The 12,957-nt window shown below is 69.2% G+C and carries 14 protein-coding genes; 3 read left to right on the forward strand and 11 right to left on the reverse strand.

Translation table 11 applies throughout. The annotated features are described in order from the left end of the window. Positions 1–90: 90 nt before the first annotated feature. A complete protein-coding gene (locus OIK44_RS25035) occupies positions 91–693 on the forward strand; it encodes a TetR/AcrR family transcriptional regulator (protein WP_273674896.1) in 603 nt (200 codons plus the stop codon). Positions 694–744: 51 nt separating this feature from the next. Here OIK44_RS25035 and OIK44_RS25040 read toward each other — a convergent pair whose 3' ends face one another. The 4 genes from OIK44_RS25040 to OIK44_RS25055 form a co-directional block, all read right to left on the reverse strand. Then, positions 745–1,191 (reverse strand): hypothetical protein, encoded by a 447-nt coding sequence (locus OIK44_RS25040; RefSeq protein WP_273674898.1) that lies wholly within the window; start codon positions 1,189–1,191, stop codon positions 745–747. Between the two features lie 98 nt (positions 1,192–1,289). Further along, entirely contained in the window at positions 1,290–3,719 is a 2,430-nt protein-coding gene (locus OIK44_RS25045; RefSeq protein ID WP_273674900.1) for a TonB-dependent receptor, read from the reverse strand. 89 nt (positions 3,720–3,808) lie between these two features. Next, the gene (locus OIK44_RS25050) at positions 3,809–4,813 is read right to left on the reverse strand and encodes a FecR domain-containing protein (RefSeq protein ID WP_273674902.1); all 1,005 of its coding nucleotides are present in this window, start codon (positions 4,811–4,813) and stop codon (positions 3,809–3,811) included. Between the two features lie 4 nt (positions 4,814–4,817). Beyond that, a complete protein-coding gene (locus OIK44_RS25055; RefSeq protein ID WP_273674903.1) occupies positions 4,818–5,321 on the reverse strand; it encodes a sigma-70 family RNA polymerase sigma factor in 504 nt (167 codons plus the stop codon). Between the two features lie 203 nt (positions 5,322–5,524). Between OIK44_RS25055 and OIK44_RS25060 the strand changes: the two genes are divergently transcribed. After that, positions 5,525–5,884, forward strand: coding sequence for an MmcQ/YjbR family DNA-binding protein (locus tag OIK44_RS25060; protein ID WP_273674904.1), 360 nt, complete (start codon positions 5,525–5,527; stop codon positions 5,882–5,884). A 35-nt stretch (positions 5,885–5,919) separates the two neighbouring features. Further along, a complete protein-coding gene (locus OIK44_RS25065) occupies positions 5,920–6,462 on the forward strand; it encodes a hypothetical protein (RefSeq protein WP_273674906.1) in 543 nt (180 codons plus the stop codon). Here OIK44_RS25065 and OIK44_RS25070 read toward each other — a convergent pair. From OIK44_RS25070 to OIK44_RS25100, 7 genes are all read right to left on the reverse strand, one after another. Then, on the reverse strand, positions 6,459–7,175 hold the full coding sequence (locus OIK44_RS25070; protein ID WP_273674908.1) for an alpha/beta fold hydrolase: 717 nt from the start codon (positions 7,173–7,175) through the stop codon (positions 6,459–6,461). The two genes, OIK44_RS25065 and OIK44_RS25070, sit on opposite strands and share 4 nt — an antisense overlap. Before the next feature lie 129 nt (positions 7,176–7,304). Beyond that, positions 7,305–7,775, reverse strand: a complete 471-nt coding sequence (locus tag OIK44_RS25075; RefSeq protein WP_273674910.1) for a cache domain-containing protein — start codon at positions 7,773–7,775, stop codon at positions 7,305–7,307. A gap of 101 nt (positions 7,776–7,876) precedes the next feature. After that, on the reverse strand, positions 7,877–9,097 hold the full coding sequence (gene glcF, locus OIK44_RS25080; RefSeq protein WP_273674912.1) for a glycolate oxidase subunit GlcF: 1,221 nt from the start codon (positions 9,095–9,097) through the stop codon (positions 7,877–7,879). A 2-nt stretch (positions 9,098–9,099) separates the two neighbouring features. Then, entirely contained in the window at positions 9,100–10,170 is a 1,071-nt protein-coding gene (gene glcE, locus OIK44_RS25085; protein ID WP_273674914.1) for a glycolate oxidase subunit GlcE, read from the reverse strand. Positions 10,171–10,174: 4 nt separating this feature from the next. Continuing rightward, complete coding sequence (locus OIK44_RS25090) at positions 10,175–11,662, reverse strand: FAD-linked oxidase C-terminal domain-containing protein (RefSeq protein WP_273674916.1); 1,488 nt, start codon at positions 11,660–11,662, stop codon at positions 10,175–10,177. Between the two features lie 124 nt (positions 11,663–11,786). Then, complete coding sequence (locus tag OIK44_RS25095; RefSeq protein WP_273674918.1) at positions 11,787–12,677, reverse strand: LysR substrate-binding domain-containing protein; 891 nt, start codon at positions 12,675–12,677, stop codon at positions 11,787–11,789. A gap of 85 nt (positions 12,678–12,762) precedes the next feature. Further along, a partial coding sequence (locus tag OIK44_RS25100; protein ID WP_273674920.1) for an L-lactate permease occupies positions 12,763–12,957 on the reverse strand: 195 nt, incomplete at its 5' end.

Raw genomic sequence — 12,957 nt, forward strand, 5'->3', positions numbered from 1 at the left:
ATGGAAAAGCGCGGGTTGGGGTGGCGGGCGCGTTTTTCAGGCGCGGGAGGCGCTATACTGGCGACCGTTGTGTATTTGCCGAGGGAAGTTATGGCTGGTAGGCCGAGGGAATTTGATCGCGATCTTGCTCTGGAAAGGGCGAGGGATGCGTTTTGGGCGCGCGGTTACGAGGGCATCTCCATGTCCGACCTGGTCGCCGCGCTGGGCGTCGCGTCGGCCCGCATCTATGCGGCCTTTGGATCGAAAGAGGCGTTGTTCCGCGAGGCGGTCGAGCTGTACGAGACGGGCGAGGGGGCTTTTGCCGCCCATGCCCTGGCGGAGGAGCCGACGGCGCGCGCGGCAATCGAGCGGATGCTGCGCGAAGCGGTGTTGCTGTATACGCGCAGCGGACGTCCGCAGGGTTGCATGGTGGTGTCCGCCGCGACCAATTGCACCGCCGGCAACGACGGCGTGATTACCTGGCTGAGCGAGCACCGCCGCGCCCGCACGCAGTCGATTATCGAGCGCTTGCGGATTGCCCAGCAGGGAGGGGAGTTGCGGCCGGAGGTGGATGTCGTCGCCCTGGGCGATTGCTACGCGACGCTGCTGCACGGCCTTTCCGTGCAGGCGCGCGACGGCGTCGGCGCGGCGCGCCTGCTGGCGCTGATCGCCCCCGCGCTGGCTGCGCTGGAATCAGCAAGGTCTGTGCCGTAGCATGGGGCCGATTCTTGTCAGAATCATTCAACGAATCTGCAACTCAGGGCACTAGTGTACGTACCGCATTGCCACGAATATTATCCCGGTAAGCGCGGTCATGGTCGCGATACAGGTCAGCATGATGGTGAGTTTCGCATTGGCGATGTCAGTCTTGGTGGCCATGACTGTGGTAAGGATATGCTCAATTGCATCAACGCGCGTATCTAGACGAATAAGGCCGGTATCGACTGTGCGAAGGAGGGCTTCGAGTCTATCCTGGCGAGTATCGATTTTATCCAGGCGCTTATCAATTCCATCCAGGCGCACTTCGATCTTGTCCAGACGCACCTCCATCCGAACCTGGCGCTCTTTCGCGTCGGATGCAAAGGCTTCAAGAATGTCCAGACGCTTTTCCATTTTCTTATCATCGGCGTTCGCACCGCCTTTGTCAAACGAGAGCCTGGGCGGCCGCGCCGCGCCAGTCTCTGCAGTCCTATGATGTTTTTCCGCCGCCATCCCGGTCCTTGTCCGCTGCCAACGCCCCGCCTTCATGCTGCTTCATTGAGGCACGCGAGTCTTTGACGAGGCGCCCGACAAGCGGGCGGGGGCGGGGGTTAGAAGTCGGCCGTGGCGGAAATGCGCAGGCTGCGCGGCGCCCCCGCCATCAGCGTGCCCCAGGTCGACGCGCCGGACCAGTAGCTCTTGTCGCTGACGTTGCGCAGCGTGGCGCGCAGCGTCACCGTCTTGCCGCCGATGGCGGCCGGGTAGCGCGCGCCCAAGTCCAGCGTGCTCCAGGCCGGCAGGCGCTGGGTATTGAGCTGGTTGGCGTACTGTTCCGCGCTGTGGAAGATGCCGCCCGTCAGCGTCAGGCCGGCCAGCGCCGCCACGTCCCATTCGCCGTTCAGCGCCAATTGCAGCGCCGGCACGCCGACCCCGGTTTTGCCCGTCGTGGCCGGGTTGCCGGTGTTGGCCAGCTTGGCGTCTATCCAAGTGGCGCCGCCGTACACGCGCAGGCCGCTGGCCGCTTCGCCGTAGACGCTCAGCTCGACGCCGCGGTTGCGCTGCTCGCCTTCGACGGCGAAATAATTGTCCGCTTTCGTCAAACCGCTCGGGCGCGTGATCTGGAAGGCGCTCAGCGTCGTCATCAGGCGGCCGTGGTCGACCTTGACGCCGATTTCCTTTTGCTTGGCCTTGTACGGCGCGAACACTTCGTCGTGGTTGCGGGCCGAGGCGGGCGCGGTGTCGCCCTTGCTCAAGCCTTCGATGTAGTTGCCGTAGACGGACACCTTGGCCAGCGGCTTGAAAACGACGCCCAGCATCGGCGTGACGGCACTGTCGTCGTAGGCGGATGCGCCGACATTGTCGGCGCGGACGCGCTGCTTGCGCAGGCCCAGCATCACTTGCAGGCGCTCGTCGAACATCTTCAGCGTGTCCGACAGGGCCACGCCGCTGAGCCGGGTGGCCGAGCGTTTCGTCACGCTGGCGGGCGCCGCGACGTTTTGCGCCGGCCGTTCCAGCGGCTGGTGGATATTTGACAGGTAGGCCGTGCCGGCCCTGCTGCCCATGTTGAACTGGTCTTCGTACTGGCTCCATTGCAGCGTGAGTTGGTGGCCGACGGCGCCCGTGGTGAAGCTGGCGCGCGCGCCGGCCTCGCTGGCGTTGCGGTGCACGTCGAAGATGGCGCGCGTCGGCACGGTGCGGGTGTCGCCGGCGACGTTGCTGATCGTCGGCGTGTTGAACAGGCGGTCGACATCGGAGCTGGCCTTGCCGTGGCTGGCGAACAGCGACAGCTGCTTGTGCACCTCGTACTCGGCGCGCAGCAGGGCCGAGCGCTCCTTGCTGTCATACCATTCCCAGCGCTGCGAGTTGTTGTTGCGGTTGTCCGGCGCCGCCGGCACCGGCAGCGCCGCGCCCAGGAAGGGGCGGCGCGACGGCGCGTCGACGTCTTCGCGCTGCTCGATCAGGTCGAGCGTGGCGCGCAGGCGTTCGCCCTGGTAGTCGAGGGCGAGGGCGCCCAGCGTGGCCTTGCGCGATTGGTGGTCGATGCGCGTGTCGCCGCGCTGGTGGCTGCCGTTGAAGCGCACGCCGAATTCGCGCGCCGCGCCGAAGCGGCGCGCGACGTCGACGCCGCCGCCCAGCTGGGAACTGCCGGTGTAGTCGGCGCGCACGCGGGTCAGGTCGGCGCCGGCGCGTTTCGGCACGACGTTGATGCCGCCGCCGACGCCGCTGTTGGGCGACATGCCGTAGAGCGCCGCCGCCGGCCCCTTCAGCACTTCGACGCGTTCGGCGTAGTCGGTCATCAGCCGGTAGTTGGGGGCGACGCCGTACATGCCGTCGAAGGCGATTTCGCCGATGTTGTTGTCGCCCATGGCGAAGCCGCGGATGAAGAAGGCGTCGGCGACGTCGCCGGTCGGCGCCGTGCTGCGCACCGACGGGTCTTTGTCGAGCAGTTCGCCGACGCTGCCGGCCTGCCGGTCGGCGATGTTTTGGGCGGTGAAGCTGGTGACGTGGAAGGGCGTGTCCATGACGTCGACGTTGCCCAGCAGGCCGAGGCGGCCGCCGCGGGCGATCTGGCCGCCCGCGTAGGCGTCCGGCAGGGCGCCGGCGTCGGCCGCCGCCACCACCGTCACGGCCGGCAGGCTGGTCGCGCGCGCTTGCTGCTGCTGCGGCGCCGCCACCAGCGTGTAGCCGGCCGCCGTCTTGCCGATCCGGTAGGCGCTGCCGCGCAGCAGGGCGTTCAGGCCGTCCTCGACGCCATAGTTGCCGTGCAAGCCAGCGGTGCTCTTGCCGGCGACGGCGGCCGGGTCGAAGCTCAGCACGATGCCGGTGTCGCTGGCGAAGCTGGTCAGGGCCGGACCCAGCGGGCCGGCCGGAATGTTGTAGCTCTTGCCGGCTTGCGCGTGGGCGGGCGCGAGGGGTGCCAGTGTGGCGCCGGCCACGGCCAGGCCGCTGGCGGCCAGGTAGATGGCCATGGCGAGGGGGCGCAGGCGCGTGTTGGTCGGGGTGGGGCGGGCCTGGCGCCGGCCGGATGCTGTGCGTGTCATGCGCGAAAATTCCTGTCGATGGTTGGAAAGATGGTGTGCTTATCTACCTTGCCAAGCGAGATGGAAAAAAGTACAGCGCGCCGCGCGATTTATTTCAGGCGAACGTGGAGACTGGCCTTGTCCGCGCCGCCGGGGCGCCGCTCCACCTGGATCGGCAGGGTGTCGCCGACGGCGGCCAGCGCGCGTTCGGCGTCGCGCAGCGGGAAGGTGCCGGAGATGCGCAGGTCGGCCGCCGCGTGGGCGCAGTCGAGCGGCGCGCTGCGGTAGCGCGCCAGTTCGGCGACGAGATCGGCCAGGCGCAGGTCGTCGGCGATCAGCATGCCGCGGGTCCAGGCGGCGTCGCTGGCGGGGGCGTTGCGCTTGTCGATGAGGCCGCGGCGGTCGAAGCGCCCGCCTTGCCCGGCGCCGAGGATGGGGGCGTCGCCGGCCGCGTCGCTGCCGTGCAGGGCGACGCGCGCTTCGAGCACGGCGACGCGGGTGCTGGCCGGTTCCTGGCGGACGGTGAAGCGGGTGCCGAGCGCGCGCACGTGGCCGTCGGCCGTTTCGACGATGAAGGGGCGCTGCGCCGCGTCGGGCGCGGTGCTGACCATGATTTGCCCGTGGCGCAGCCGCAGCAGCCGCGTCGTCGCCGAAAAATCGATGTCGAGCGCGGTGTCCGTGTCGAGCACGACGCGGCTGCCGTCGGGCAGCACGCTGTCGCGCTGTTCGCCGACGGCGGTGAGCAGGTCGGCCGAGCGGTCGCTGGCGCGATAGCCCTGCCAGCCGGCCAGGCCGGCGGCCAGCAGCACGCCGAGCTGGGCGAGGCCCTTGCGGCGGCCGGCCGAGGCCGGCCCCCGCGTCTGTGCGAGGGCGTGGGCCGATGCCGAAGCTTGCTCCGGCGCGATGGCGGCGAAGCGGGCGACGCTGGACTCGGCCCGCTGCCATGCCTGTTCGTGGGACGGGTGGGCGTTGCGCCAGTCGCGCCAGCGGCGCCGCTCGTCGGCGCTGGCCTCGCCGGAGGCCAGCAGGACGAACCATTCGGCCGCCTCTTGCAAGGGTTGGCGCTCGGCCGGCGCGGGGGCGGGCAATGTCCGGGGCGGGGGGCTGGGTGTCATGCCGTCAGGACGCGCCGATGCGCATGCAGTGGCTGACCGCCTGCAGCATGTATTTCTTGACCATGCTGAGGGAGACGTTCAGGCGCTCGGCGATGTCGGCGTAGCGCAGCCCTTCCAGTTGCGACAGCAGGAAGGCCTGGCGCGCCTTGGGCGGCAGGCCGTCGAGCAGGGCGTCGATTTCCAGCAGGGTTTCAATGAGCAGCGCGCGGCTCTCCGGGCTGGGGCTGTACGGCTGCGGCAGCCAGGCCAGGGCGTCGAGGTAGGCGCGCTCCAGCGCCTGGCGGCGCAGGTGGTTGGTCAGCAAGCCGTGCGCGACGGTGGTGAGGAAGGCGCGCGGCTCGCGCAGGGCCTGCGGTGGCGGCGCCCGCAGCACGCGCAGGAAGGTGTCCTGGGCCAGGTCGGCCGCGTGGTGGGCGCAGCCGAGCTTTTTGCGCAGCCAGCCATAGAGCCAGCTGTGGTGGCTCTGGTACAGCTCGGCAACGGAATCGGCGGGTAGGACGGCGTGCAAGGCAAGCTCCGTAAAACATCGTGCAAGTTGTTGCGGGCTGGCCAGGACGGCTTGGTCAGCTATCTGAGAATGGTTCTCATTATCGTCTCGACGATTAATTCCGTCAATCAATCTTCATGCCCGCGTGGCATGCTTGCACGTGTATGATTATAGTATGTTAACTATGCGGCAAGCTTGCCCGCCGCTGCGAGAGGCCGCCGAGAATGGACAGCAAACAACTGCAAGACCTGTGCGGGCGCCTGCCGGGCGCCGTCCGCCACCTGCACGGGCCGCCGTCGAACATCCTCGTGTATGCGGTGGGCGGCAAGCAATTTGCCTATTTCAAGACCAGCGAGCCGGAGGCGTGGCGTTTCAGCGTGCGCGTCAGCCCCGAGCGCTTTGTCGAGCTGACGGACATGCCCGGCATCAAACCGGCCCGGTATATGGGGCGCTTCCACTGGGTCACCATCGTCCGCGTCGAGGCCATGCCCGAGGCTTACCTGGAAGAGCTGCTCGCCTGGTCGCACCAGCGGGCCATGGCCTCGCTGAGCCGGGCGCGCCGGGCCGAGCTGGCGGGGCAGTGATACACTACGCCCCTTACACTCGATCCAGATACCCCATGACGAACACAAAACAGCCGCCCGCCAAGAAACGCGCCGAGGCGAGCGCGGGGCCGGCCGCCAATCCCTTCCTGGACGGCGAATTTTACGCGCGCATGCGCGATTACACCGAGCGCGATGCCGCCTTCTCCAAGGAGTTGCGGGCTATCGCCGAGAGTGGCGCCGGCAAGCACAGCACGGACCCGCGCTACGCGCCGTCGCTGCAGCCGCTGCTGGGCATCGTCAAGAAGGGCCTGTCCCTGGCGGACATGTTGGAGCGCATCGTGGCCGGCACGGAAAAAGGCTTGTGGGAACCCTGGCTGGCGGCGTTCGGCATGCAACTGAACGGCGTCAATTACGCGAAGACGGGGGCGCGCAATGCCCGGCTGGCGCTGGACCTGAGCCTGGCCTCCAAGGTCCAGGCCGCGTTTGCCAACGCCGGCGTGGGTAACTGGCGCAGCCTGGTCGCGCAGGATTGCCACGCGCTGCAAGTGGAGAAGGCCGGCGAAAAGACGCCGGCGAAGGCTTACGCCATTTTCTACCTCGACGCCGCCGACAGCTAAGCCGGCCCCGCCGTCTCCAGCGCCGCCTCGATCTGGCGGATGAAGGGATAGATGGCGCTGACCGCCGTCGCCGGAAACGTTTGCAGCAGGCAGTGCGGGCCGTCGATCTCGACGATCTGCGTGCGGCCGTTGAGCCGGGCGACCAGCGCCGCGGCGCTGCGCGGCACGACGCGGTCGCGGCCGGCGCGCAGATACAGCAGCGGCAGCGCCACGCGGCCCAGCGGCTCGGTGGCGTCCAGCGACAGCACGGACAACATCCGCGCGCGCATGACATGCGGCGCCACTTCCGCCACGGCGCCGGCCACGGCGGCGTGCTGGGCGGCGCTGGAGCGCGGCCCCAGCAGCAGCCGCGACAGCAGGCCGAGCGGCGCCAGATGCAGCGGCGCGCGCGCCAGCAGCGGCCGCAGCCAGGCCAGCGCCGGGCGCGGATTGCGCACAAAGCTACAACATAGGATCAGGCCCACGCAGTTCGGCGCGCCGCGCGCCGCGATGGCCACGGCGATGGGGCCGGAGAACGATTCGCCGAGGAGGACATACGGCGCATCCTTGGGCAACTGGCTGAGTACCAGGGTTTCCAGCGCCGCGTAGTCGAGCGCTTGCGCGGGCGGATAGCGTATCACCATGGCCGCCGCGCCGGGCCACAGCGTGGCCCTGAAGTCATCGAACAGGCGGCCGGTGCCGTCCATGCCCGGCAGCAGTACGAGGGTGACCATGGATTGCGCTTTCTTTGGGGACGATGAAAATATTTTTATTTGGAAACAACCATACTGATAATTTCATTTTATCAATATTGTTGGTTTCTCGCTTGGATATGTCATTCCACCATGGCCGCCGCGGCGGCGCTACTGCGTCTTGTAGATGCCGCAACCGATCAGAATGTCGTCGAGCTTTTCGATATAGCTGGATTTTTGCTCGATGGCCTTGCTCACGGGATTCGGCCATTTGTAGTCGAACCAGCCGCTGCCCTTGCTGTTGGCGATGGCGATCATGCCCTTGATCAGGTAGGTGCCTTCGGCGTCGCGCATGTCGCTCAAGTCCTTGCCGACCATTTTCGCGCTGCTGCCGTTGCCGATGGCCAGGTTGGTGCCCTTCAGGTTGTAGACGAAGATGTACAGGTTGCGGTCGACGAACTGGCCTTTCGGATTGTTGAACTCGGCGAAAGCCTTGTCCCTGCCGTTGGCCTTGACGTAGGCCACGGCCTTCTTGACCAGCGCCGTCGCCTCGGCGGCGCTGCCGCGCTCCTCGGCTTGCGCGGCGTGGCCGATGCCGAGGGCCAGCGCGGCGAAAATAACTGTGTTCAAGAATGTCTTCATGGTGTCTCCTGTGCTGTTCGAGGGAAGAGCCGGGGCGTCCGCATATGCGTGCGCATATGCGGGTGCATAAAATCATGCCCTGTGGAATTAGCTTGCGTCATTTACATGGCGCGGTCAATCAGTTCTATCCAGTGTTGCACGGGGGCCTCAGTGCCCGCCTGCAGGTGGGCCTGACAGCCGATATTGGCCGACACGATCAGCTCGGCGCCGGTGGCCGCCAGCTTGGCCAGCTTGTCGTCGCGCAGCCGGCGCGACAGCGCCGGCTGCAGCACCGAGTAGGTGCCGGCCGAGCCGCAGCACAGGTGGCTGTCGGCGCACAGTTGCACGTCGATGCCGGCGGCGCGCAGCAGGCCCTCGACCTTGCCGCGGATTTGCTGGCCGTGCTGCAGGGTGCAGGGCGGGTGGTAGGCGACGCGCGGGCCGCCCCTGCGGCGCAGCTTTGCGGCCAGCTCGGCCTCGAAGGCGGACAGGATTTCGCTCAGGTCGCGCGTCAGCGCCGACACCCGCGCCGCCTTGTCGGCGTAGCCGGCGTCGTGGCGCAGCAGGTGGCCGTAGTCCTTGACGGTGGCGCCGCAGCCCGAGGCCGTCATGACGATGGCCTCGGCGCCCGCCTGCACGTGGGGCCACCAGGCGTCGATGTTGCGGCGCATGTCGTCCAGCCCGCCGTCATGGTCGCTCAGGTGGTGGCGGATGGCGCCGCAGCAGCCGGCCTTCGGCGCGACCACCAGTTGCACGCCGAGGGCGTCGAGCACGCGCGCGGCGGCGGCGTTGATGTTGGGCGCCATCGCCGGCTGCACGCAGCCGTCGAGCAGCAGCATCTTGCGGGCGTGCTGGCGGCGCGGCCAGGCGCCGGCCTGCTGGCGCGGCGGCACCTTGTCGCGCACGGCCGCCGGCAGCAGCGGGCGCAGCGCCTGGCCCGCCTTCAGCGCCGGGCCGAACAGCCAGGCGCGCGGCAGCAGCTGCTTCAGCGCCGCGCGGGCCAGGCGCTGGCCCAGCGGCCGGCGCACGCGCTCCTCGACCAGCTTGCGGCCGATGTCGGCCAGGCGGCCGTACTGGACGCCGGACGGGCAGGTGCTTTCGCAGTTGCGGCAGCTCAGGCAGCGGTCCAGGTGCAACTGCGTCCTGGCCGTCACGGCCTGGCCCTCCAGCACCTGCTTGATCAGGTAGATGCGGCCGCGCGGGCCGTCCAGCTCGTCGCCGAGCAACTGGTAGGTCGGGCAGGTGGCCGTGCAAAAGCCGCAATGCACGCATTTGCCCAGGATGGCCTGGGCTTCCTCGCCCTCCGGCGTGTTCTTGATGAAGTCTGCGAGTGTCGTTTGCATGTTCAGAGCCCGGTGTACATGCGGCCCGGATTGAAGATGCCGGCCGGGTCGAATGCCTGTTTGAGGTTGCGGTGGATGGCGGCGACGGCCGGCGCCAGCGGCTGGAACACGCCGACGTCCTTGTCGCCGCCGCGGAACAGCGTGGCGTGGCCGCCCAGCGCCGCCGCCGCGGCGCGCACGGCGGCGGCGTCGGCGGCGCTTTTCAGCCAGCGCTGCGCGCCGCCCCATTCGATCAGCTGGGCGCCGGCCAGCGTCAGCGGCGGCGCCGCCGACGGCAGGCCGAGGCGCCACAGCGCGGCGCCGCCGTCCCGCTCGAAGAAGGCGTGGCGCTGTTCGCGCAGCGCCAGCCACAGCGCGTCGGCGTCGGCCTCGGCCGCGGCGTCGCCGCCCAGGGCCAGGCGCGCCGCCTGCACGGCGGCGCGGGCGCCGGACAGGCGCAGGTGCAGCCTGCCGCCGCTCCAGACGCTGGCGGAAATCGGCAGCGGCTGGCCGCCCCAGTCGTTGAGCCGGCGCAGCGCCTCGGCCTGCTCCATGTCGAGCGCCACGGTGGCTTCGCGGTAGGGCTTGGGCAGCACCTTCAGCGACGCTTCGAGGATCAGGCCGAGCGTGCCCAGCGAGCCGGCCAGCAGGCGCGCGACGTCGTAGCCGGCGACGTTCTTCATCACCTGGCCGCCGAAGCGCAGCGTCTGGCCGCGCCCGTCCATCAGCACGGCGCCGAGGACGAAGTCGCGCACCGCGCCGACGGCCTGGCGGCGCGGCCCGGACAGGCCGCAGGCGAGCATGCCGCCGACGGTGGCGGCGGGGCCGAAGTGGGGCGGCTCGCAGGCCAGCATCTGGCCGCGCGCGGCCAGCGCCGCGTCGAGCTCGGCCAGCGGCGTGCCGCAGCGCGCCGTGATCACCAGCTCGCTCGGCTCGTAGGCGGTGATGCCGGCATAGGCGCGGGTGTCGAGCGGCGCGCCGCGCGGCGCCTGGCCGTACCAGTCCTTGCTGCCGCCGCCGCGCAGGCGCAGCGGGCCGGCGCCCGCGGCGGCCTCGGCGATGCGTTCGCGAAATTGCGTGAGTATCGTGTCCATGGGCTTAAAACCTCGGCAGGTTGGCGAAGGGCAGGCGGCCGTTCTGCACGCGCATCTTGCCGTATTCGGCGCAGCGGTTCAGGGTTGGAATGGCCTTGTTCGGGTTGAGCAGAAAGGCGCCGTCGAAGGCGCGCTTGACGGCGATGAAGGCGGCGATCTCGGCCGCCGAGAACTGCGCGCACATCGAGTCGATCTTTTCGATGCCGACGCCGTGCTCGCCGGTGATGGTGCCGCCCACCTCGACGCACAGGGCGAGGATGGCGGCGCCGAACAGCTCGGCGCGCTCGAATTCGCCGGCGCGGTTGCCGTCGAACAGGATCAGCGGGTGCAGATTGCCGTCGCCGGCGTGGAACACATTGGCGCAGCGCAGGCCGTACTGGAGCGTCATGGCGGCGATGCCGGTCAACACCTTGGCCAGGTGCTTGCGCGGGATGGTGCCGTCCATGCAGTAGTAGTCGGGCGAGATGCGGCCGGCCGCCGGGAAGGCGTTCTTGCGGCCGGACCAGAAGCGCAGGCGCTCGGCCTCGTCGCGCGAGACGGCGATGGCGCTCGCGCCGGCGTTTTGCAGCACCTCGCTGATGCGCGCGATCTCCTCTTCGACCTCCTCCGGAATGCCGTCCGATTCGCACAGCAGGATGGCTTCGGCCTCGGTGTCGTAGCCGGCCTTGACGAAGGGTTCGACCATGCGCGAGCTGGTCTTGTCCATCATCTCCAGGCCGGCCGGGATGATGCCGGCGGCGATCACGCCGGCGACGGCGTCGCCGCCTTTGACGACGTCGTCGAAGGAGGCCATGACGACGCGCGCCAGGCGCGGCTTCGGCACCAGCTTGACGGTCACCTCGGTGACGACGCCGAGCATGCCTTCGGAGCCGATGAAGACGGCCAGCAGGTCGAAGCCGGGCGCGTCCAGCGCGGCGCTGCCCAGCTCGACGGCAACGCCGTCGATGCCGACCATGCGCACGCGCAGCACGTTGTGCACGGTCAGGCCGTACTTCAGGCAGTGCACGCCGCCGGCGTTCTCGGCGACGTTGCCGCCGATGCTGCAGGCGATCTGCGAGGAGGGGTCGGGGGCGTAGTACAGGCCGTGCGCGGCGACGGCTTCGGAGATGGCCAGGTTGCGCACGCCCGGCTGCACCACGGCCGTGCGCGCGTGGGCGTCGACGCTGAGGATGCGGTTCAGGCGCGCCGTCGACAGCACCACGCCGGCGGCGATCGGCATGGCGCCGCCGGACAGGCCGGTGCCGGCGCCGCGCGGCACGATCGGCACGCCCAGGTCGCGGCAGGTGACGAGGATGAAGGCGACCTGGGCCTCGTCCTCGGGCAGCAGCACCAGCATCGGCAACTGGCGGTAGGCGGCCAGGCCGTCGCACTCGTAGGGGCGGGTGTCTTCCGCGTCCGACAGGATGCAGCGCGGCGGCAGCTTGGCGCGCAGCGCGGCGAGGACTTCGCGCTGGCGCGCCGCGCTGAAGGGGGGATCGGTGGGCGCGTTCATAGGGCTTTCTCGGCTTGCGTAAAGGGACGCAATGAGTGTAGCCAAACGGCCGGCGCGGCGCGGTGAAATGAATTAACCGCAGAAGTGAATATATTTCACCTCGCGGGGACGGCGGCGCGCAGGCTCAGGCGAGGCCGCGGAAGGTTTCCAGCAGCCAGGCGATGAAGCACGCCACTTCGGGGCGCGCCCGCGCCGCCTCCTCGTAGACGACATAGTAGGCGTGCGCCGGCGCCGTCAGGCGGATGTCGAACAGCTGCACCACCTCGCCGCGCTCGATCATCTGCCTGGCGAAGTGCTGGCGCGTCAGGCCGACGCCGTGGCCGTGCTTGATGGCTTCGAGCAGCAGGCCGAGGTCGTCGACGCGCAGCGTGTCGTTCGGCTCGGGCCAGTCCAGGCCGGCCGCCTCGAACCACGGCTGCCACGCTTCCAGCGCCGAGCGCAGCAGGGTGGCCTTCCGCAAGTCGGCGAGGCTGGCGATGCCGCCGATTTTTTCCAGGTAGGCGGGGCTGGCGACGGGGAAGGCCGGCTCCTCCAGCAGCTTTTCGGTCACCATGTCCGGGTATTTCCCGGCGCCGAAGCGCACCTCGACGTCGCTCTCGGACAGGCTCAGGTCGTACAGCGGCACCGACAGGCAGACCTCGACGACGATGTCGGGATGGCGCTCGGCGAAGGAGGCCAGGTGCGGCATCAGCAGGTAGCGGGCGAAGGTGGGCGGCACCGTCACCTTCACGCGCGGCTGCGCCGCCACGCTCTTGTGCGGCAGCGGGAAGTCGCTCAGCGCGCGCAGCGCGAAGCGCACCACGTCGAGGTAGCGGCGGCCGAATTCGGACAAGGTGACGGCGCGGCCGTCGCGGATGAAGAGACGCTCGCCGACGAATTCTTCCAGCAGGCGGATGCGGTGCGACAGCGCCGACGGCGTGATGCACAATTCGTCGGCGGCGATTGCGAAGGAGCTGAGGCGGGCCGCCGCCTCGAAGGCGGACAGCGCGTGAACCGGGGGAAGTCGTGTGGCCATGGGTGCTTTTTCTATGCTGGTGCGGACTATCCGCGCCAGCTTAGCATAGGCGGCGGAGCGGCCCCCGGTTTCGGGCGGCGCCGCCTCAGCGCGGAATCATGCCGGTGAAGACATACGCCTGCAGCATCGTGATGACGCCGATGGCGAGGGCGAACAGCAGGCTGTGCTTGAGCGTGAAGCGGAACAGGTCCGACTCCTTGCCGACCAGGCCGGCGGCCGCGCAGGCCACGGCGATCGACTGCGGCGAGATCATCTTGCCGGTCACGCCGCCCGTCGTGTT

It is taken from the genome of Janthinobacterium fluminis (genome assembly GCF_028595325.1).
GTDB lineage: Bacteria > Pseudomonadota > Gammaproteobacteria > Burkholderiales > Burkholderiaceae_D > Janthinobacterium > Janthinobacterium fluminis.